The sequence below is a fragment of the Butyrivibrio sp. YAB3001 genome, assembly GCF_900112195.1.
In the GTDB taxonomy this organism is placed as follows: domain Bacteria; phylum Bacillota; class Clostridia; order Lachnospirales; family Lachnospiraceae; genus Butyrivibrio.
The window spans coordinates 282,096-303,891 of record NZ_FOKR01000003.1 but is presented as its reverse complement, the minus strand read 5'-3'; the positions used below and the strand labels follow the sequence as shown (position 1 = coordinate 303,891).

Here is a 21,796-nt window from a genome sequence, read left to right as displayed (position 1 = left end):
ATTATGGAAAAACAACACTTTTAGAGAGGAAGAGAAATGAAGTTTAACATTGTAGAGATTTTTAACAGAAGCGTGACTATAGAGATTGAATCCGAGGAAGTTTTTGAACAGCCTGAGGATTATAAGATATATATCGATGGTAAAAAAGTTTATGAAGGCAGGCAGAATGTAGTATCAATTCCGGGACTTATGCCTTTTACACAGTATTTGGTTGCTGTGGAAAATGCTGATGGAAAGCATGAGGAAGTATTTAAGACAAAGTATGAATCTTTTCTCCTTGATGTTACTAAATTCGGGGCAAAGGGCGACGGAGTAACTTCTGATACCGCTGCTATTCAGGCAGCTATATGTGCCTGCCCGAAAGATGGCACTGTTTATCTTCCAAAGGGGACATATTATTCAACACCACTCTTTTTAAAGAGTAATATGACTTTGTGGATAGATGAAGACGCGGTTATTTTAGGAGATACTGACAGGAATCATTATCCGATTCTTCCCGGAATGACAGATTCTACAGATGAGAAGAGCGAATACAATCTTTGCAGCTGGGAGGGAAATCCTCTGACCGGGTATGCTTCCCTCATAACAGCTATTGACGTGGAGAAGCTTGATATTATTGGCATGGGAACCATAGATGGAAATGCCAATAACAGTGACTGGTGGGTCAATGCCAAGGTGAAAAGAGGTGCCTGGAGACCTAATACTATGTATTTTCTCCGCTGCAAAAAAGTGAGAGTTCAGAGCGTGACTGTTCAAAATTCACCAAGCTGGACTTTGCATCCTTATTATAGTGATGAACTGGCATTTTTAAATCTGTATATCCACAATCCTTCTGATTCACCAAACACCGACGGACTTGACCCTGAAAGCTGCAAGGATGTGTTGGTTCTTGGAACTGTTATCTCTGTAGGCGATGACTGTATGGCAATCAAGAGCGGCAAGTATTATATGAGCCTCAACCATCATAAGGAAACGGATAACATTATTATCCGTAACTGTAAATTTGAGAGAGGCCATGGCAGTGTTACAGTTGGAAGTGAGGCAGCAGGCGGAGTTAAGAATGTTCATGTGTCTAAGTGCATTTTTGACGGAACAGACAGAGGTCTTAGGATAAAGACAAGGAGAGGGCGTGGAGAACGCTCGGTTCTTGATGATATTCTTTTTGAAAATATAAAAATGAATGGTGTTCACATGCCATTTACGGTCAACATGTTCTATTTCTGTGATCCTGACGGGCACAGCGATTATGTGCAGAATCAGAACCCTGCACCTGTTGACGAGATGACACCGAGCATAGGTTCTATCACAGGACGAAATATCAGCTGCAGTGATGTCAGCGCCTGCGTTCTTTGTGCAGTAGGCCTTCCTGAGAGACCAATCGGTAAGCTATTGTTTGAAAATGTTTCGGTTTCTCTTTTACCTAAAGAGGAAAGAATTCCGGAGCGTCCTGTTATGATGGATAATTTCGATGAAATGAGCGGGCGCAGTATTTATGCCAAGAATGTTAAGGAACTTGTTCTTAAGAATATGACAATTAGTGGAAGCGAAGATAAGGAACCGGAACTTATCAGCGTTGAGAATAGTCAGATTGAAAATGTAGTCATAGGGTAATCTTGCTATGAGAATGAAAGTACGTGTTGGCAAAAACGGGCACTTTTCCACCGTCTCAGAGGCGGTCCAGGCAGTGCCCTACGAAACGCCGGCAATTATATATGTAGAAGCCGGTATCTATAAAGAAAAGATCTTTTGTGAAAAGAAAGAGATAGAAATTGTGGGAGATGGCATGGAAAGCACGGTTATTGAGTATGATGACGGTGCTTTTGATGTTTTGCCTGATGGGACAAAACGCGGTACATTCAGAAGCTACACTGCTTTTTTTTCCGGAGAAAAAGTTACGGTTAAAAATATGACAATTCGTAACACAGCGGGAGATGGAAGTGTTGCTGGCCAGGCCCTTGCTGTATATGCGGATTCAAAGAAGTGTTATTATGAAAATGTGAAGCTTGAGGGACATCAGGATACTCTTTTTATGTCGCCACTTCCTGTTTCCGAGAGGCAAAAGAATGGATTTATGGGACCTAGAGTTCTCACGCCTCGCATAAATACAAAACAGTATTATAAAAATTGCGTGATAACTGGTGATGTGGACTTTATCTTTGGCGGAGCCGATGCAGTGTTTGATGACTGCAGGATTATCTGTAATGATCGCACAAGGCAGGAAAGGGAAGCAAAGGATGCTTGCCCGGAAGATGACAAAGTAAGTGTACTGTCTGATGAGCGTTACATAAACGGATATATCACAGCTCCTTGTGGAGCAAAAGACGGACTTGGAATGATATTCAGAAGATGCGTGGTTAAGGGCGAAGAAGGTTCGCCAAAAGCTTCTGTTTTTTTGAGCCGTCCATGGAGAGATGAAGCAAAGACAGTTTATTTAGACTGCACGATGGATGATACAATTGCCCCTGAGAGGTTCTCTGGCTGGGGGGCAATTGATAAGGTTCATGAGGATACATTTTACGGTGAATTTGGCAGCGTCTATGAGGATGGAAAGAGAATCTCACTTGGTTTAAGAAATTCCTGGGTAAAGGAAATTGATGAAAGAGAAGCAAAAAGAATAAGTGCTGCCGCGGATGAACTGATAAAAAGTGTAAAAAGGGAAAACGAATGAGCGAAAATAAGAAAATGAAATATCTTTTGCTGCGAGTGATGCTTGCGGCTCTTATAACAGTCGGGACTCTTGGTGGCTGCGGCAAAAAGCAGCAGATTCCTGCGAAGGAATATGTAAATGTACCTGCTGCAAGCATGGAATCATCAAGTGCAAGTAGTACAACTGAGACTGAGCCTGTTACAAGCATAGAAGCTTCAAGTGCGGTTAATATAGATGAGCCTGAAGCTGAATCAAGTACAGATTCATCTGAAAACAGTAGTGAAGCCGAGAAAAGCGTTCCTTCTGATGAAGCATCTACAGATTTTACTACTGTATTCAACGAAGAAGAGTACACTGTCAGCGAAGATAAAAGTTATGTTGAAGAGCCAACAATTGATGAGTATGGAACCTACACCACCAAGGATGATGTGGCTTTGTATATTCATATTTATGGAAAGCTTCCGTCTAATTTTATAACCAAGAAGGAAGCCAAAAAGCTTGGCTGGAGCGGTGGTTCCCTTGAAGAATATGCGCCGGGAAAGAGCATTGGCGGCGACTATTTTGGCAACTATGAAGGTCTTTTACCAAAGAAAAAGGGCAGAGAGTATCATGAGTGTGACATCGATACCCGTGGGAAAAAGAAGCGTGGGGCTAAGAGGATAATCTACTCCAATGATGAGCTTATTTATTACACACCCGATCATTATGAATCATTTGAGCTGCTGTATGGCGAGCCCTGAAAAAGGAAAATAGCATGGAACAGGTTTTTTATATAGATTTGATGGAAGTTCATAATAAAGAAGATTTGCAGGAAGAACTGGTAAAAGAGCTGCCTCTTCCTGATTATTACGGCAAAAATCTTGATGCATTTTATGATGTGCTGACGGAATTTGGCGGTGAATGGAATCTGATTTTTTACAATTCTAAGTTTGCAGAATACAGATTAGGCAAATATTTTGATGCGCTAAAGAGATTATGCACCGAGGCAAGCGAAGATGTGCCGAATTTAAAAATACGTTTTTATCCATAATAACTACATCATTTTTATTGCAAAGGAGGGTTTATGCGCTATCCGGAATTTCTTAAACCAGGTGGGACTATAGGTTTTGTAGCACCTTCATTTGGCTGTACTACTCAGCCCTACGTTAGTAGATTTGAAAATGCAAGGAAGAGATTTGATGAACTTGGCTACAAGATGGAGATTGGAGCAAACTGCAATCTGAACGAAGGTATTGGAATCAGTAATACTCCGGAAAAATGCGGAGAAGAGCTTAATTCTTTTTATAAGAGTGATAAAAATGATGTCCTGATGTCTGTTGGGGGCGGCGAGCTTATGAATGAAGTTGTGCCGTTTATTGATTTTCAGGGGATTAAGGAGTGCAAGCCTAAGTGGTATATGGGTTACTCTGACAATACAAATTTCATTTTCCCGTCAGTGACTTTGGCGGATACCGCGGCAATCTATGCTCCCTGTGCGGGAGATTTTGGAATGGAAAAGTGGCATCCTGCTGTAGGAGATGCGCTTGACCTTATTACAGGTAAGAAACTTACTTTTGAAAATTACGATAAATGGGAACTGGAGCTTCCTGAGGATGCGGACGATCTTTGCAGTTATTATGTGACGCAGCCTAATAAAATGAAGGCTTATGCTGCTCTGGATGGGCAGTCTACAAGCGCTGGACTCTATGATGGAAGCAGCGTGGAAAAAGAGATTTCTTTTGAGGGACGACTTATTGGCGGATGCCTTGACTGTCTTGCAAATCTTGTTGGTACAAAATTCGATGGAGCAAAAGACTTTTCAGAAAAGTATAAAGACGATGGAATAATATGGTTTTTTGAAGCCTGCGATCTGAATGTCTATAGCATACGAAGAGCTATTTGGAATCTTAGAGAAGCAGGGTGGTTTTCTCATGTTAAGGGATTTCTTATTGGAAGGCCGGGAGCTGCTTTTGGCCAGGAACTCTTTGGACTTGATCAGTATAATGCAGTTACTGATATGCTTGCTTCATTTAATGTGCCAATCCTTATGGACCTTGATATAGGTCATCATCCACCGATGATCCCGCTTCTTTGCGGCGCTGTTACAAAGGTTTCCTTTAAACAAAATAAGCTGACAGTTTCCTATCAGCTTAGATGAGTTCATGATAATTATCCGTATAAGGATGAGCTATCGAGCGATATGAATAGGCAGCGTAAATGCAGCATATTTATATCGCTCGAGTTTTTATAGAATTGTAAACTTCAAAATTTTGTTCGTATTTTTATTTTTCTTTTCTTCTAAGTATCTCAGTGTAGGCAAGGATGAGAGGAGCAACGCCCTTGGCTTCGTTTTCGACAACAGGTTCGGAAAAATAATATTCAAGTGAACCATCGCGGTGTTGTTCTCCGCCAAGCCCTGCAACAAGACATATTCCGCCAAGTTTTGGTGAACCATCTTCGTTCCTTGAAAGATATGTGGAAGTTATTCCATCAAAAGCTTTCATGGCAACATCTACAAATCTCTCCGGAAGATATCCAAGGCGAACTCCTTTTAAAAGACCATAGGCGATAAGGGCGGTGCCTGAGGTTTCAAGGTAGTTGCGGGAATCATCTTTTTTGTCAACAACCTGATAAAACATGCCGCTTTCATCCTGAAAAGGAATGAGAGAGTCGGCAAGATTTTTTAACATTGTCTGGAGATATCTGAATTCATAATACATGGATTCATCCATGGCTTCTGCAGTATCCACAAGGGCAACGGTAAACCAGCCAAGAGCTCTTAACCAGAAGTTGGGACTGCAGCCTGTTTCTTTATCAGCCCAGTACATATCACGGCTTTCATCATACCCGTGGTAGTAGAGACCTGTCTTTTCATCCTTCATAAGCTTTTCAACATTCTTGAACTGTCTGAAAGAATCAAGGCATCCCTGCATCTTATTGTAGCGGCGTTCATATTCCATATAGAAAGGCTGTGCCATATACATTCCATCGAGCCATACCTGATAGGGGTAGATGTTTTTGTGCCAGAAATTGCCGGCGTTTGTGCGGGGCATTGTGTCAAGCTGTGCACGAACAGTATCCATAGCCTTACGGTATTTTTCTTTTCCTGTAAGATCATATAATTTAAAAAGATTTTTGGATGGATTGATGTTATCTAGATTGTATTCGCTTGTGCTGTAAGTTTTGATGGAGCCATCTTCCTGAACAAACCAATCCATGAATTTATCAGCAAAATCAAGATATTTCTTATCACCTGTCATATCATAAAGAGAAAGAACAGCTGTGATCATGCAGCCATCGATATAGTTCCATTTATTCGGCTTTCCGCTAAGGATCTTCTCTATATTCCACATTGGATGCTCGGCGTCTGATTTCTCCAAAAGATAATCAACATATTCACCAAGCATATTGAAAGTTTCTTCTCTTGTCATAATAATCTCCACTTCTATAATTGAAATATCAAAAACACGCATATACTGCGGATTTCGAGCAATAATGAATGAGTAAGCAGACAGGTTCTCGACGCGGTCGACTTCAAATCGTCTGTTTGCATGCATTCGTTGATTTTATATTCAAGAATGTTCTCAATGTAAGCTCTTACATTCTATCATATCCGACTATTTTTACCAATAAAAACTTATAGTTATTAGTGAAAAATACACGCATCAACATTTCGGGGATATTTACAATCATTGTTGACTTATAGGGGCGTAAATAATATGATATATCGTTGTAAGAAAACTGAATTAATCAGTTTTTTTGCAGGTTTAAATTTCTATAGGATGTAAAGAGGAAATCATGGCTCAAAAGAAGAATTTTTATGAAGGCATTACGGGAAGAATGCTGGATTTTATCGATGAAAGTCCTACATGTTTTCATGTTATTGATAATCTGAAAAAACGCCTTGTTAAGGAAGGTTTTGTTGAACTTAAGGAAAGCGAGAAGTGGAACCTTTCAGAAGGCAGATATTTCGTTACAAGAAACGATTCATCTATTATTTCTTTTAAAATTCCCAAAAAAGATTTCAAGGGATTTTATATGATCGCAAGTCACAGCGATTCACCTTCTTTTAAGATAAAAGAGAATCCTGAAATGGAGACCGCAGGCGCTTATGTCAAGCTCAATGTGGAAAAGTACGGTGGAATGCTTTGCGCAGAATGGTTTGACAGACCACTTTCAGTTGCAGGTCGTCTTATTGTTAAGGGCAAAAACAGCAGTATTAAGACAAAGCTTGTAAATGTAGACAGAGATCTTTTGATGCTTCCGGCACTTGCAATTCATATGAACCGTGAAGCAAATGATGGTTACAAGTACAATGCACAGAATGATATGCTTCCTATATTTGGAGACGAGACTTCAAAGGATAAATTCTTTGAGGTGGTAGCAGATGCTGCAGACGTCAAAAAAGAAGATATCTTAGGACACGATCTCTTTTTATATAACAGAGTAAAGCCTACAGTATGGGGCTCAGAAGGCGAGTTTATCGCAAGTTCCAGACTTGACGATCAGGAGTGTGTATATACAACTTTTGAAGGATTTCTTAATTCTAAGGATTCTGACAATGCAGCTGTTCATTGCGTTTTTGACAATGAAGAAGTTGGAAGCGGAACTAAACAGGGCGCAGCTTCGACATTTTTAAAGGATACGCTGACAAGGATAAATGACAGCCTTGGAAGAACAAGCGAGGAGTTCTATACAGCAGTTGCAAACAGTTTTATGATTTCTGCTGACAATGCTCATGCTATCCATCCTAATCACCTTGATAAGGCTGATCCTGTGAACAGACCTGTGATGAATAAGGGAATCGTTATCAAGTACAATGCTAATCAGAAATATACTACTGATGCGGTATCAGCAGCTATGTTCAAGTTGGTCTGTGAAAAGGCAGGGGTACCATACCAGAGCTTTACAAATCGTTCTGATATGGCAGGCGGATCAACACTGGGGAATATTTCTACTTCACAGGTTGCTGTGAATACAGTAGATATAGGTCTTGCACAGCTTGCAATGCATTCGCCATATGAGAGTGCAGGCAGCAGGGATCCGGAATATCTTGCCCTTGCATCTAAGGTTTTTTATGAAAGTTGAGGTTTATTTTAATGGGACTATTTAATTTATTTGGTGGGAAAAAAGCGTCTGAGGGAGTAGACGAAGAAGTTCAGAACGCAGCAGTTCAAAAGGAAAATGAGAAACAGGCATCTATAAAAGCTCATGAAGGTATGGAGTGGCCCGGATTTCCTAAGCTTAATCCTGTAAACACTCAGGAAGCTTCTGACAGTGTAATGCCTGAAACTGTAACAGAGGAAAGAAAAAATGAAATCGGACCAATGATCTATGATGAGGATATGTCACCGGATTCACTTAGATTTTTATCAGGTCAGGAACTTCTTTTTCTTTTGACAGCACTTGAAGTTTTCGATAAGAAAGCTCCGCTTCCCGGATTTGAGAAGAATCACAGAAAAGTATACAATGAACTTCTTGGACGTATCAGAGATGCAGAAGTTCTCTATGTTTTATATGATATAACCACAGGTTTTCCTTTTGTTGATCATGGATTTGGAAATGTTTATTTTGAAAAAGAAACTGCAGAGAATGCTGCAAGGATGCTTTTTAAGCAGTTCAGAAGACTTCTTGTCAAGGAAGTTAAGGTTGAAAATCCTGATGATACACAGGCTGTTAAGAGAGGATTTTTTGACTACCTGTATTATATAGGCATTGAAAATATCCTTGTTGATAATGGAGCATACAGAGCAAGATTTAAGAGAAATGAGATCGTTGCTGCTCCCGGAGAGTGGAACGATGAGGATACTGCCAAGAACCCTATAAATCCTGCGCTTAATTTTGCTATGATTGATTTCCTTGAAGAACTCAGATGGCCGGTAAGCTATGAGAAGCGTGATGAAGTGGTAAGAGCCAAGGAAATGAGAATGCTTTCTCTTATCAGAACTTCTAATTTCATAGTACCAATGCAGCATGAAGGTCCTGTGGAAGTTCTTGAAAATGGAATGATGAAATTCAGCAAGGATACTAAGTTTAAGTTCCTTGTAATGAACAGCAAGGATGAAAAGCAGTTCCTTCCTGTGTATACAGACGGTATTGAATTTAGCAAAAAACTTCGCGGTTCAGAGTGGAATGCTGCAGTGTTCAAATACCAGGATATTCTCAAGTTCATGAATGACAAGGATGGTATTACAATTAACCCTGACGGACAGAATCTTCTTTTGCCAAAGGATAGAATGATGCTTCTTGAGATGGCAGGGCAGCAGGCTGACCAGATTAAAGGAACTGTAAAGAAGAACAATCCTGCATCAGGCGTAAACACTGAGGATGAGGCTGTTCAGAAGGCTCTAAACCAGGCTATAGCGCGTATGAACGAGAAAAAGGATAATTGATAAATTGCTTGTTAATGGACGGATATTAGTCTACAATTAAAGGTGTAGATTAATATCCGTTTTTCATTGAACAGGAAATTCACTCTTTGTTCTGGATTCAAAAATTAGAGGATTTAAGCATGTTTGACAGATTACTAGGTGATTATATGCTCCATAAGGGGCTTATTGCAAAAGATAAGCTCGCTCAGGCTTATAATGTTCAGGAAACTAAGCGGGCAAAACTGGGTGTGATTGCTGTTTCTGAAAAGCTTTTGACCATTGCCCAGGCTGAACAGGTTAATAGCCTACAGGCTACGATGGATAAGCGTTTTGGAGATATTGCAGTTGAAAAAGGTTATCTTTCAACTGCGCAATTAGGGAGACTTTTGGAATTACAGGGTAATTATTATCTGGCGTTTGTTCAGTCCCTTGTTGATGAGGGTATTATGACAATGGAACAGGTCAATTCTGCTGAGGAACAGTACCAAAGAGAATTTGGACTTACAGCGACAGATATGATGGATCTCAAGTCGGGGGATATTGACAGGATTGTACCCATTTTTCTTGATAGTACGGATGCTCAGTATCGAGGCATGTTTTCTGTTGGAATCAAGGCAATGTATCGACTTATTGATCATCATGTTTACATAGGAAAAGCCTATAGATCAAACTCTGTAAGAGGAGAGGTGCTTGGGTATCAGAAATTCCACGGTGAGGAATATGCTCTTGCTGCCATTACAGGAAAATACGACGATATTCAGAAACTTGCGATTTCTTATACAAAAGAGGAGTTTATTGAAACCGAAGAGGACGCGCTTGACGCTGTCTGTGAATTTATAAATTGCATAAATGGTCTTTATGCTACAGACAGAAGCAAATCCAATATCATGATAGAACTTGAACCGCCTGAGTTTTCAGTGACTTATAGTGAGGCAAGAGGCGATGAAATGATTGTTATGCCGGTTCACATAAGTGGCGGCGAAATATCATTTTTGATAACTACAAGTGAAAGAGTTGAAGTTGCATGATGTGCATAAAGGTCGGAGGTTAACCATGAAAACTGTACTAATTGTAGATGATTCAAGAACTTCACGCAGAATTTTAAGAGATATCCTGGAGAGAGCAGGTTATAAAGTTGTAGGCGAAGCGGTAAACGGGCAGGAAGGATACGACCAATATGTCAAACTCGGGCCTGATATAGTGACAATGGATATTACTATGCCTGTTGTTGACGGACTTGAATCATTAAAACTTATTAGGAAATATGATCAGAATGCTAAAGTTGTTATGATAACCGCAGCAGGTCAGAAAGAGAAGATGGTTGAAGCAGTAAAGGACGGGGCAGTAGAGTTCTTGTCCAAACCATTTATGGAAGAAAGCGTCCTGAATGCGCTTAATCATTGCTAAGAACTTGCTCTTTTGCTAGTATTATATAAGATTGAATTTGCCGGGGGTATTCAGCTCTCGGCATTTTTCTTGAATATAGAAGAACTTTTCAACAATACTTTGAGAGGGTTTTTATGAATAGAAATGTCTTGATAACAGGTGCTTCAAGAGGCATAGGAAAGAGCATTGCAGAGGCTTTTGCAATGCAGAAAGATAATCTTTATCTCACATGTGTTAATAATGTCGATATGTTAAAAGAATATGCCTTGGAACTTCAAGAAACATACGGTGTTCAGGTTCAGGCTTTTAAATGCGATTCGGGAAATTTTGACGAAGTAAAAGATATGTTTACCCGGATAAAAGATATTGATGTTGTGGTAAATAATGCCGGTGTTGCATGGATAGGCCTTTTGACGGATATGGAAGTGTCTGATTGGAAAAAGGTAATGAACACAAATCTGGATTCTCTTTTTTGCATTTCCAAATTTGCGGTTCCTATCATGGTAAAAAAACATAGTGGAAGGATAATAAACATTTCTTCGGTATGGGGGAATGTGGGGGCATCATGCGAAGTGGCTTATTCAGCCTCAAAGGGCGGCGTTAATTCTTTTACCAGAGCATTGGCAAAAGAACTTGCGCCATCAGGAATAAGCGTAAATGCCATAGCGTGCGGTGTTATTGACACAGATATGAACAGACTTCACTTGTCGGAAGAGGATATGCAGGAGCTTACGCAGGAAATACCTATGGACAGGCTTGGAAGCCCAAAGGAAGTTGCTGAGCTGGTTATCAGAATAACAGATGCGCCATCCTATATGACAGGGCAGATCATTACAATTGACGGTGGATGGATATAAACTGTAGCGAATAACAAATAAAAACTTCTTTACAAAATGAAAAGATGTGATATTATATAATTAAATTGTATACAACCTAATTCGCATAAAGGAGGTTTTTTATGTACGATCTTATTATTGTAGGTTCAGGTCCTGCGGGACTTTCAGCAGCTGTTTATGCAAAAAGAGCCGGATTAAACATGATTATTATAGAGATGAATCCTGTCAGCGGAGGCCAGATAATAAACACTTATGAAGTTGATAATTATCTAGGCATTCCAGGGGCTAACGGCTTTGATATGGCGATGAAATTCAGAGAACACGCTGATAAACTTGGTGCTGAGTTTATTTCTGCAACTGTTACGGGAATTGAATGCATTGACAAAGGATCCGATACCCAGGCTCCTGTATATAAAGTTGTTACAGATGATGGCGAGTTTGAGACTCATACGATTATTCTCGCGACAGGAGCTCATCATGCTAAACTTGGTATCAAAGGTGAGGAAGAATACCTTGGAAAAGGTGTATCCTACTGCGCAACTTGTGATGGCGCTTTTTACAGAGGAAAAGTTACAGCTGTAAACGGCGGAGGAGATGTAGCGGTTGAAGATGCTATTTTCCTTGCAAGATTTTGCAGTAAAGTATATCTCATCCACAGAAGAGATGAGCTCAGAGCAACCAAGATTCTGCAGGATGAACTGTTTGGACTTGATAATGTTGAAGTTATCTGGGACAGCGTTATTAAGGAAATCAAGGGCGAAGACAAGGTAACCGAACTTGTGGTTGAAAACGTTAAGAACAAAGAAACAAATAACGTAAAAGTAGATGGAATTTTTGTGGCAATTGGTATACATCCAACCACTGACAATTATTCTGAATTGGTTGAGTGTGATGAAAAAGGTTACGTTATTGCGAATGAAGATTGCGCAACTTCTGCTCCGGGTATTTTTGTTGCAGGTGATTCAAGAAAGAAGAGACTTCGTCAAATCGTTACAGCTGTCGCAGATGGCGCAAATGCTGTAACATCGGTTCAGGACTTTTTGGTTGGAAAGGCTAAGTGAATCGTCAAAACATAATAAAGGAAACTGTATTAAGTGCAATTCGTATCTTCCAAAAGGCTAAAGTATCGAATTTTCGTTTTGGATTAAATTATTTTAGCTTGACAAAATTTTATATATAGTTTATATTCGTAAAAGATGTAACAAATTTCGTAACATTTTTGGAGGGACGATTTGAAGAATGCTAAGACGCAGCTTATTGCACTTACAGTTACAGCTGCTATGACATTCTCAAGCTTTAGCCTAGACGCTTTTGCTGCATCATCAAATAAAGTGACAAGTGTAATGCCACAGGCCGGTATTACTTATGCACTTGGAAATAATCAGGTGTCACTTTCTACTTTGCAGCAGTCAGTAGAACTTGAGAAAAAAGAAAACGAAACAGATTCAATATCCACAAATAGTGTAACAGAAGATGGAGTTGACTTATCTAATACTGTTACTGATGTAACACCAAAGGCTTCACTTGTAACAGATAATATTTTAAGGGATATTCAGAGCGCTACAGGCGCAGTTATTAAGAAGACTGAAGAAAAGGCTTCCAGCGAAGAAGAGGAAGCAAGTAAAGAGGTTTCTGAAGAAGAAACATTTAAATCACTGGTAATTGCAAAAGTTACCAATTACGTTAATGTTCGTGATCTTCCAAGTGAGGAAGGCGAGATAGTTGGTAAGCTTTACGATAAGTCAGTAGGAACTTATATTGAAGAGCAGGATGGCTGGTACAAGATCCAGTCAGGTTCTGTAGAAGGATTTGTAAAGGCTGAATTTTGTGTAACAGGCGATGATGCCGTTGAACTTGCCAAGCAGGTAGGCACAAGAATCGCAACTGTTACAACTACTACACTTAAGGTTAGAAACGGAGCCGGACTCGATGCAGAGGTTATCGGTCTTGTTCCTATTGAGGACGAACTTGTCGTTGTAGAAGAACTTGACGGATGGGTTAAGGTTAACATCGAGGAAGGTGATGGTTACGTATCCACAGATTATGTAACACTTTCAACCGAATTTGTTAAGGCTGAATCCAAGGCGGAAGAGGAAGCTCGTCTTGCAAAAGAAAAGGCTGCAAGAGAAGCTGCTCAGAAGGCTGCTCAGAAGGCTGCCAAGTCAGAAAGTTCATCTTCCAAGAGCAGTTCATCAGATTCAAGCAAGAGCTATAACTCTGCTAGTTCATATACAACTGCAACAAGTTCAATCGGTTCTGCTGTATCACAGTTTGCTCAGCAGTTTGTGGGCAATCCATATGTATACGGCGGTACAAGTTTGACAAACGGTGCAGACTGTTCAGGATTTGTTATGAGTGTATATGCTAACTTTGGTGTTAGCCTTCCTCATAGTTCCGGTGCTGACAGATCAGTTGGTGCAGCTGTTGATGGTTTGGCAAATGCTCAGCCTGGAGATATTGTTTGCTATTCAGGTCATGTAGCTATTTATATTGGTGGCGGACAGATTGTACATGCATCAACCGCTAAGACGGGTATCAAGATATCTAATGCAGATTATCGTACTGTTCTTGCAGTTAGAAGAATCTTCTGATTCTGTTATATTTATGCCAGGTATGAAAAATAATATATAGCAAAAGACACTACTCACGTATGGGTAGTGTCTTTTCGTTTATGCAGGATAATTTAGTGTAAAATAAATATGCCATATTTACGACATTACATACATTTTGGGCACTGATTGCGGGAATGCGTAAATTTATAATCTAAACATTGCATTGTGGGAAATGTTGTAATCGAAATTTGGATTTTATAGTTTTGCACATAAAATGAAAAGTCAACATAGAAATTTTAAAATTTTTTATAGAAATTTTAAAAGTTATCCACAATTCACATTTTACAAGGGCTTATTTGACTACTTATACACGAAGTTATCCACAATTTCCACGAAAAACGTTACAAAAATACGAGTTTTACACAATTGAAAACGTTAGAATTTTTTGTACAAAATATACAAATCAAACATTTTATTTCCTGAGCAAAAGAAATATTATTTTGATCATCTTATAAATTGCATATATCCTTTATTGAATGTTATAATAACGTATAGACAAAAAAGGAATTAGTGTATAATTGTCTTAAAATTTACAGCCTGAGATTCATATCTTTGGTTAGAGCAAAGGGGATGATTGCATGAAATTCACTATCGTAGGAAAAAACATCGAGGTAACACCCGGTCTTCGCTCAGCAGTAGAGGAAAAGATTGGAAAACTGGAGAAATACTTTACTCCTGAAACGGTTGCTAATGTAACACTGAATGTGGATAAAGAAAGACACAAAATCGAAGTTACCATTCCCGTTAAAGGAAAAATAATCCGTGCTGAACAGGTCAGCAATGATATGTATGTATCAATTGATCTGGTAGAGGAGGTTATTGAGAGACAACTTAAGAAGTATAAGAGTAAACTTGTTGATAAGCAGCAGGCTGAGGTAAGCAATTTCAAGAAAGAATATCTTGAATCTGATTATCTTGATGACGAGGAGATCAGAATTGAGAGAATGAAGAAATTTGATCCAAAGCCTATGTATGCAGAAGATGCATGCGTTCAGATGGAACTGCTTGGACATAATTTCTTCGTGTTTGTTAATGCTGAAACAGATCAGATAAATGTTGTCTACAAGAGAAAAGGCAATACATATGGCATTATCGAGCCGGAGGGGTGAGACTCTTAATTGGGGATAAGAGTTGTTATATGAGAGTTTTATAATGAAATTCATATAAGATTTTTAAGAGGTAGTGCCTATGAAGTGATAGGTGCTACCTCTTTTACAAAACAGAAAAATCCTATTCGTTTACGGGCATAAAACTGAATATGACTGTGCATTACTGAGTTGGTTATAAGTTCACATTTTGGTCAAAATCATGTTAAAAAAATGTCAATTTATAGATTTTTAATAAATTTAAAACGGGAAGTCGTTTGTTTTTGTTGCATTTGCATATGCTGTGTGCTAGAATTAATACGTTATGACAAAAATTTAACGAGTTAAACGGAGGTAATACTTTATGGCACAGAAAGTAGTTATAGCAGGCGCATGTAGAACAGCTATCGGCAAGATGGGCGGAGCTCTTAGCAATACTCCTGCAGCAGAACTTGGTTCAATCGTAATCAAGGAGGCACTTAATCGTGCGGGAGTTAAGCCAGAAATGGTAGATGAAGTTCTTATGGGATGCGTTATCCAGGCAGGTCTTGGACAGAATGTAGCAAGACAGGCATCAATCAAAGCTGGTCTTCCTATTGAGACTCCTGCAGTTACACTTAATGTTGTATGCGGTTCTGGTCTTAACTGTGTCAACATGGCAGCTGACCTTATCAAGGCTGGCGAAGCTGATATCGTAGTTGCTGGCGGTATGGAGAACATGTCTATGGCTCCTTATGCACTTCCTAATGCACGTTTTGGATATCGTATGAACAACGGTACAGTTGTAGATACAATGGTAAATGATGCTCTTACAGATGCTTTCAATCACTATCACATGATGATCACAGCAGAGAATATCTGCGACAGATGGAATCTTACAAGAGAAGAGCTTGATGAGTTCTCAGCTAATTCACAGCAGAAATGTGAAAAGGCAATGGCAGATGGCAAGTTCAACGATGAGATCGTTCCTGTTCCTGTAAAGGTTAAGAAGGAAATCGTAGATTTCAAGGTTGATGAGGGTCCTCGTGCCGGCACAACTGTTGAGACTCTTGCAAAGCTTAAATGCTGCTCAGGTAAAGAGGGCGGTCTTGTAACAGCTGGTAATGCATCAGGTATCAATGATGGTGCTGCAGCAGTTGTAGTTATGAGCGAAGAGAAGGCAAAAGAACTTGGAATCAAGCCTATGGCTACATGGGTAGGCGGCGCTCTTGCAGGTGTTGAGCCTGAAGTTATGGGTATCGGCCCTGTTGCTGCTACAAAGAAGGTTCTTAATAAGACTGGTCTTTCACTTGATAATATCGATCTTATTGAAGCAAACGAAGCTTTCGCTGCTCAGTCAGTAGCAGTTGCAAAGGATCTTGGCTTTGATATGAGCAAAGTTAACGTAAATGGTGGTGCTATTGCACTTGGTCACCCTGTTGGAGCTTCAGGATGCCGTATTCTTGTTACACTTCTTCATGAGATGGCTAAGAGACCTGATGCTAAGAAGGGTCTTGCAACACTTTGCATCGGCGGTGGAATGGGCTGCGCTACTATCGTTGAGAAATATGAGTGATATTAGGAATGAGTATGTAGCCTGCAGTGCTTGCACTTTGCAGGCTACATATGAAATGACTTAACAGACATGAGGAAGAAGCGCGATAGCGCGGATTCCGAATGGATGTAGGAATGCGAGAGCGAAGCGTAGCATTCCGTATATCACGAATAATAAGTTGTGATATACGAAGACATGAGGAAGAAGCGCGATAGCGCGGATTCCTACCCGTAAAATATTAATGTGGTACATAAATCATAGGAGGCGTAAAAATGGGTTTTGTTAATTGCGAAGTAAAAGATTCAATTGCTGTTGTTACAATTAATCGTCCTGAGGCACTTAATGCTCTTAACTCTCAGGTTCTTGATGATCTTGCAGCAGCATTTGACAGCATCGACACCAATGTTGTAAGAGCAGTTGTTCTTACTGGCGCCGGTGAGAAATCTTTTGTTGCAGGAGCAGATATTGGAGAGATGTCTACTCTTTCAAAGACCGAGGGTGAGGCCTTTGGTAAAAAAGGAAATGATATCTTCCGTAAGATTGAGCAGTTCCCTGTTCCGGTAATTGCTGCGATCAATGGATTTGCTCTTGGTGGTGGATGTGAGATTTCTATGAGCTGTGATATTCGTATCTGCTCAGAGAACGCTATGTTTGGTCAGCCTGAAGTTGGTCTTGGAATCACACCTGGATTTGGTGGAACACAGAGACTTGCTCGTCTTATCGGCGCAGGAATGGCTAAACAGCTTATTTATACAGCTAAGAACATCAAGGCTGATGAAGCGCTTAGAATCGGTCTTGTAAATGCAGTATATCCTCTTGAGGAGCTTCTTCCTGCTGCTGAGAAGATGGCTTCACAGATTGCTGCAAATGCACCTATCGCTGTTCGTGCATGCAAGAAAGCTATCAATGATGGTCTTCAGACAAACATTGATGATGCACTTGTTATCGAAGAGAAGCTCTTTGGTTCATGCTTCGAGACAGAGGATCAGAGAGAGGGTATGGCTAACTTCCTTAGAAAGAAAGACGACCCTGCAAAGGTTAAAGTAGTTGCATTTAAGAATGCTTAAATAATATTTAGACTGATTAAATAAGACAACAAAAAATTATAAGGCGCGTCAGGTTTACGGACCTGACGTACCAAACATATTTTTAGGAGGATAATAAAATGAAAGTAGCTGTTATTGGTGCAGGTACAATGGGATCAGGAATTGCTCAGACATTTGCTCAGGCTGAAACTGTTGAAAAGGTATATCTTTGCGATATTAAGACTGAGTTTGCTGAAGGCGGTCTTGCTAAGATCAAGAAAGGTCTTGATAAGCAGGTTGCTAAGGGAAAGAAGACTCAGGAAGAAGCTGATAAGATCACAGGAAAGATTCAGACAGGTCTTAATGACATCTGTGCTGATGCTGACCTTGTAGTTGAGGCTGCTCTTGAAGTTATGGATATCAAGAAGAATCTTTTCAAAGAGCTTCAGGACAACGTAGTTAAGAACCCTGATTGTATCTTTGCTTCTAACACATCATCACTTTCTATCACAGAGATCGGTTCAGGCCTTGCAAAGCCTATCATCGGTATGCACTTCTTCAATCCGGCTCCTGTTATGAAGCTTGTTGAAGTTATCCAGGGCGCTAACACACCTGATGACATGGTTGAGAAGATTAAGAAGATTTCTGAGGACCTTGGAAAGACTCCTGTACAGGTTAACGAGGCAGCAGGTTTTGTTGTTAACAGAATTCTTGTTCCTATGATCAACGAAGGTATCTTCGTATATTCAGAAGGCGTATCAGATATCCAGGGTATCGATACAGCTATGAAGCTTGGATGCAACCATCCTATGGGACCCCTTGAACTCGGCGATTACATCGGACTTGATATCGTTCTTGCTATCATGGATGTTCTTTATGCAGAGACAGGCGATTCTAAGTATCGTGCATGCCCTCTTCTTCGTAAGATGGTTCGTGGTAAGAAGCTTGGTGTTAAGACTGGAATCGGCTTCTACAACTATGCAGATGGAAATAAGGTTCCTACAGATAAGTAATCGCTTAGCGAGGTTCTTTACGAGCTTAGCGATTACTTACACTTGAATACGAGGCGAGGTATTATCGAGCCCGTAGTGTCAAGTGTTACGAGAATAATCGCTTAGCGAATTATATGAAATAATATATTATTAAATGGAGGAAATAATAATGGATTTTCAGCTTGATCAGCAACATGAAATGGCAAGAGCTCTTTTTAAGGATTTTGCAGAAAAAGAAGTTAAGCCACATGCAATAGACGTTGATGAGACAGAGGAGTTCCCAAGAGAAACAGTTGCTAAGATGCAGAAGTATGGCTTTATGGGTATTCCGATTCCAAAGGAGTATGGTGGACAGGGTTGTGATCCTCTTACATACGTTATGTGCGTAGAGGAACTTGCAAAGGTTTGTGGTACAACAGCAGTTATCGTTTCTGCACACACATCACTTTGCTGTGATCCTATCATGACATATGGTACAGAAGAGCAGAAGCAGAAGTACCTTGTACCTCTTGCAAAGGGCGAGAAGCTTGGCGCATTTGGTCTTACAGAGCCTATGGCTGGTACAGATGCTCAGGGTGTTCAGACTAAGGCTGTTCTTACAGAAGATGGTAAGGAATGGGTTCTTAACGGATCTAAGTGCTTTATCACAAATGGTAAGGAAGCTGATGTTTACATCATCTTTGCTTATACAGATATCGTAGAAGATAAGAAGGGCAGAAAGCAGAAGAAGTTCTCAGCATTTATCGTTGAGAAAGATACTCCTGGTTTCACTTTCGGAACAAAAGAGAATAAGATGGGTATCCGTGGATCATCCACATACGAACTTATTTTCCAGGATTGCCATATTCCTGCAGAGAACCTTCTTGGTGCTCGTGGAAAGGGCTTCAACATCGCTATGCATACTCTTGACGGCGGACGTATTGGTATCGCTGCTCAGGCTCTTGGTATTGCAGAGGGTGCACTTGACAGAACAGTTGAGTATGTAAAAGAGAGAAAGCAGTTCGGAAGAGCAATCGGTGCTTTCCAGAATACACAGTTCCAGCTTGCAAACATGGCTACACAGTGTGAAGCTGCAAGACTCCTTGTTTATCAGGCTGCTGATGCAAAGAAGAATAAAGACTACTACGGAATCGAAGCTGCTAAGGCTAAGTTGTTTGCTGCTGAAGTTGCAATGGATGTTACAACAAAGGCAGTTCAGCTCCATGGTGGTTATGGTTACATCAGAGAGTACGAAGTAGAGAGAATGATGCGTGATGCTAAGATCACAGAAATCTACGAAGGTACATCAGAAGTTCAGAGAATGGTTATCTCTGGTGCTTTGCTTAAATAATTACCATTAGCGGTATTTGTGAGAAAGATGTACTTTAAATAATATAGAAGGAGACAATTAAGATGAAAGTTGTAGTTTGCATTAAGCAGGTCCCTGATACAAAGGGCGGCGTTAAGTTCAAACCCGATGGAACATTGGATAGAGGTGCAATGCTTGCTATCATGAACCCTGATGACAAAGCAGGTCTTGAGGCAGCACTTAGATTAAAAGATCAGTATGGCGCAGAGGTTACAGTTCTTACTATGGGACTTCCTAAGGCTGATGCTGTACTTAGAGAAGCATTTGCTATGGGCGCAGACAAGGCAATCCTTGTTACAGACAGAGTACTTGGTGGCGCTGATACATGGGCAACATCTTCTACTATCGCCGGAGCACTTAGAAACCTTGAATATGATCTCATTATCACAGGCCGTCAGGCTATCGATGGAGATACAGCTCAGGTTGGACCTCAGATTTCTGAGCACCTTCACCTTCCTGTAATCTCATATGCAGAGGAAATCAAGGTTGATGAGAATGCTAAGACTGTAGAAGTTAAGAGACAGTTCGAAGACAGATATCATATTGTGAAGGCTAAGATGCCTTGCCTTATCACAGCTCTTTCAGAGCTCAATGAGCCTAGATATATGACTCCTGGCGGAATTTTCGATGCATTCGAAAAGGAAGTTACAGTTTGGGGCAGAGCAGATCTTAAGGATGTTGATGACTCCAACCTTGGACTTAAGGGATCACCTACACAGATTGCTAAGGCTTCTGATAAAGTTAAGAAGGGTCAGGGAGAAAAAGTTGTTCCTGATTCAGCAGAAGAAGCAGTTGAGTATATTGTAGGCAAACTTACAGAGAAGCATGTGATCTAAAACATATTTTAAAAATTTTTTGAATAAAGGAGAAGAGTCATGTCTTTAGAAGAATATAAAGGTGTATTTATATTTGCTCAGCAGGTTGACAATGAACTTTCAAGTATCGCGCTTGAACTTCTGGGCAAAGCAAAGGATCTTGCAAAAGACCTTGATGAGAAGAAAGTAACAGCTGTACTTCTTGGAAGCGGTGTTGGCAATCTTGTTGACAAACTTGCTGAGTACGGAGCTGACAGAGTTATCGTAGTTGATGATCCTGCACTTAAGGATTACAGAACAGAGCCTTATACACATGCTCTTGCATCTGTTATCGACGAGTACAAGCCTGAGATCCTCCTTGTTGGCGCTACAGCAATTGGTAGAGATCTTGGCCCTAGAGTATCTTCAAGAGTACACACAGGTCTTACAGCTGACTGTACAAGTCTTGATATTGGTGATTTCCCTCTTGAGCCATCACCAGTAAGAGAGACAAAGCACAAACAGCTCCTTATGACAAGACCTGCATTTGGTGGAAACACAATCGCTACAATCGCTTGCCCTGACTTCCGTCCTCAGATGGCTACAGTTCGTCCAGGCGTTATGCAGAAGATTGATCCTATTAAGGGTGCTAAGGCAGAAGTTGTTGAGTTCAATCCTGGATTCGAAGAGAACAACTGCTACACAGAAATCCTTAAGATCGTTAAAGAAGCTTCTTCAGTTGCTGATATCCAGGCTGCTAAGATCCTTGTATCAGGTGGTCGTGGAGTTGGAAGCCCTGAGAATTTCAAGATTCTTGAAGACCTTGCAGAAGCTCTTAACGGAACAGTATCCTGCTCACGTGCAGTTGTAGATTCCGGCTGGAAGCCAAAGGATCTTCAGGTTGGACAGACAGGTAAGACAGTTAGACCTCAGCTTTACTTTGCAATCGGTATTTCCGGAGCAATCCAGCACGTTGCAGGTATGGAAGAGTCTGATATCATCATCGCTATCAACAAAGATGAGAACGCTCCTATCTTTGATGTAGCTGATTATGGTGTTGTAGGCGATCTTAACAAGATTGTTCCTGCTCTTACAAAGAAGATTAAGGAAGCTCTTGCAGCAAAGGGCTGATAAAACAACTACACTAGTAGTAAATCAAAATCTAGGGGAGGTCACCTTATAAAGGT

General features: G+C 40.4%; 20 protein-coding genes. 19 read left to right on the top strand and 1 reads right to left on the bottom strand.

The features are described 5' to 3' along the window. Nucleotides 1-36 precede the first annotated feature (36 nt). Genes BM086_RS04820 through BM086_RS04800 form a run of 5 tightly spaced genes read left to right on the top strand, consistent with a single transcriptional unit; the run spans nt 37 to nt 4,784 of the window. Nucleotides 37-1,611 carry a glycoside hydrolase family 28 protein gene (locus BM086_RS04820; RefSeq protein WP_092324232.1) on the top strand — a complete coding sequence of 525 codons (1,575 nt, stop codon included), beginning with the start codon at nt 37-39 and terminating at the stop codon, nt 1,609-1,611. Nucleotides 1,612-1,618: 7 nt separating this feature from the next. Then, complete coding sequence (locus BM086_RS04815) at nt 1,619-2,668, top strand: pectinesterase family protein (RefSeq protein ID WP_092324230.1); 1,050 nt, start codon at nt 1,619-1,621, stop codon at nt 2,666-2,668. After that, the gene (locus BM086_RS04810; RefSeq protein ID WP_242952123.1) at nt 2,665-3,387 is read left to right on the top strand and encodes a ribonuclease domain-containing protein; all 723 of its coding nucleotides are present in this window, start codon (nt 2,665-2,667) and stop codon (nt 3,385-3,387) included. Before BM086_RS04815 ends, BM086_RS04810 begins: the two co-directional genes overlap by 4 nt. 14 nt (nt 3,388-3,401) lie before the next feature. Then, nucleotides 3,402-3,677 (top strand): barstar family protein, encoded by a 276-nt coding sequence (locus tag BM086_RS04805; RefSeq protein ID WP_092324227.1) that lies wholly within the window; start codon nt 3,402-3,404, stop codon nt 3,675-3,677. A 33-nt stretch (nt 3,678-3,710) separates the two neighbouring features. After that, nucleotides 3,711-4,784: a S66 family peptidase gene (locus tag BM086_RS04800; RefSeq protein ID WP_092324224.1), complete on the top strand. Its 1,074-nt coding sequence runs from the start codon at nt 3,711-3,713 to the stop codon at nt 4,782-4,784. Between the two features lie 124 nt (nt 4,785-4,908). Here the strand turns inward: BM086_RS04800 and BM086_RS04795 are convergent, their stop codons facing one another. Further along, on the bottom strand, nt 4,909-6,057 hold the full coding sequence (locus BM086_RS04795) for a glycoside hydrolase family 88/105 protein (RefSeq protein WP_092324221.1): 1,149 nt from the start codon (nt 6,055-6,057) through the stop codon (nt 4,909-4,911). A 367-nt stretch (nt 6,058-6,424) separates the two neighbouring features. Here BM086_RS04795 and BM086_RS04790 point away from each other — a divergent pair, with 367 nt between their 5' ends. The 14 genes from BM086_RS04790 to BM086_RS04725 all read left to right on the top strand — a co-directional run bounded on the left by BM086_RS04790 (nt 6,425) and on the right by BM086_RS04725 (nt 21,740). Then, entirely contained in the window at nt 6,425-7,714 is a 1,290-nt protein-coding gene (locus tag BM086_RS04790; RefSeq protein ID WP_092324218.1) for a M18 family aminopeptidase, read from the top strand. Nucleotides 7,715-7,725: 11 nt separating this feature from the next. Beyond that, nucleotides 7,726-9,018: an SseB family protein gene (locus BM086_RS04785; RefSeq protein WP_092324215.1), complete on the top strand. Its 1,293-nt coding sequence runs from the start codon at nt 7,726-7,728 to the stop codon at nt 9,016-9,018. 119 nt (nt 9,019-9,137) lie between these two features. Beyond that, on the top strand, nt 9,138-10,025 hold the full coding sequence (locus BM086_RS04780) for a hypothetical protein (RefSeq protein WP_092324212.1): 888 nt from the start codon (nt 9,138-9,140) through the stop codon (nt 10,023-10,025). A gap of 25 nt (nt 10,026-10,050) precedes the next feature. After that, entirely contained in the window at nt 10,051-10,404 is a 354-nt protein-coding gene (locus tag BM086_RS04775; RefSeq protein ID WP_092324209.1) for a response regulator, read from the top strand. A gap of 113 nt (nt 10,405-10,517) precedes the next feature. Then, nucleotides 10,518-11,240, top strand: a complete 723-nt coding sequence (gene ymfI, locus BM086_RS04770) for an elongation factor P 5-aminopentanone reductase (RefSeq protein ID WP_092324207.1) — start codon at nt 10,518-10,520, stop codon at nt 11,238-11,240. Nucleotides 11,241-11,341: 101 nt separating this feature from the next. Continuing rightward, on the top strand, nt 11,342-12,280 hold the full coding sequence (gene trxB, locus BM086_RS04765; RefSeq protein ID WP_092324204.1) for a thioredoxin-disulfide reductase: 939 nt from the start codon (nt 11,342-11,344) through the stop codon (nt 12,278-12,280). Between the two features lie 171 nt (nt 12,281-12,451). Beyond that, entirely contained in the window at nt 12,452-13,810 is a 1,359-nt protein-coding gene (locus BM086_RS04760) for a C40 family peptidase (RefSeq protein ID WP_092324201.1), read from the top strand. 599 nt (nt 13,811-14,409) lie between these two features. Then, nucleotides 14,410-14,940: a ribosome hibernation-promoting factor, HPF/YfiA family gene (gene hpf / locus BM086_RS04755; protein ID WP_092324194.1), complete on the top strand. Its 531-nt coding sequence runs from the start codon at nt 14,410-14,412 to the stop codon at nt 14,938-14,940. A 340-nt stretch (nt 14,941-15,280) separates the two neighbouring features. Then, nucleotides 15,281-16,471, top strand: coding sequence for an acetyl-CoA C-acetyltransferase (locus BM086_RS04750; RefSeq protein ID WP_092324192.1), 1,191 nt, complete (start codon nt 15,281-15,283; stop codon nt 16,469-16,471). Nucleotides 16,472-16,722: 251 nt separating this feature from the next. Beyond that, nucleotides 16,723-17,517 carry an enoyl-CoA hydratase-related protein gene (locus BM086_RS04745; protein ID WP_092324189.1) on the top strand — a complete coding sequence of 265 codons (795 nt, stop codon included), beginning with the start codon at nt 16,723-16,725 and terminating at the stop codon, nt 17,515-17,517. Nucleotides 17,518-17,615: 98 nt separating this feature from the next. Beyond that, nucleotides 17,616-18,488 (top strand): 3-hydroxyacyl-CoA dehydrogenase family protein, encoded by an 873-nt coding sequence (locus BM086_RS04740; protein ID WP_092324186.1) that lies wholly within the window; start codon nt 17,616-17,618, stop codon nt 18,486-18,488. A gap of 148 nt (nt 18,489-18,636) precedes the next feature. Continuing rightward, the gene (locus BM086_RS04735) at nt 18,637-19,797 is read left to right on the top strand and encodes an acyl-CoA dehydrogenase (protein ID WP_092324183.1); all 1,161 of its coding nucleotides are present in this window, start codon (nt 18,637-18,639) and stop codon (nt 19,795-19,797) included. Between the two features lie 62 nt (nt 19,798-19,859). Beyond that, on the top strand, nt 19,860-20,651 hold the full coding sequence (locus BM086_RS04730) for an electron transfer flavoprotein subunit beta/FixA family protein (RefSeq protein WP_092324181.1): 792 nt from the start codon (nt 19,860-19,862) through the stop codon (nt 20,649-20,651). Nucleotides 20,652-20,690: 39 nt separating this feature from the next. After that, on the top strand, nt 20,691-21,740 hold the full coding sequence (locus BM086_RS04725; RefSeq protein WP_092324179.1) for an electron transfer flavoprotein subunit alpha/FixB family protein: 1,050 nt from the start codon (nt 20,691-20,693) through the stop codon (nt 21,738-21,740). Nucleotides 21,741-21,796: the final 56 nt, after the last annotated feature.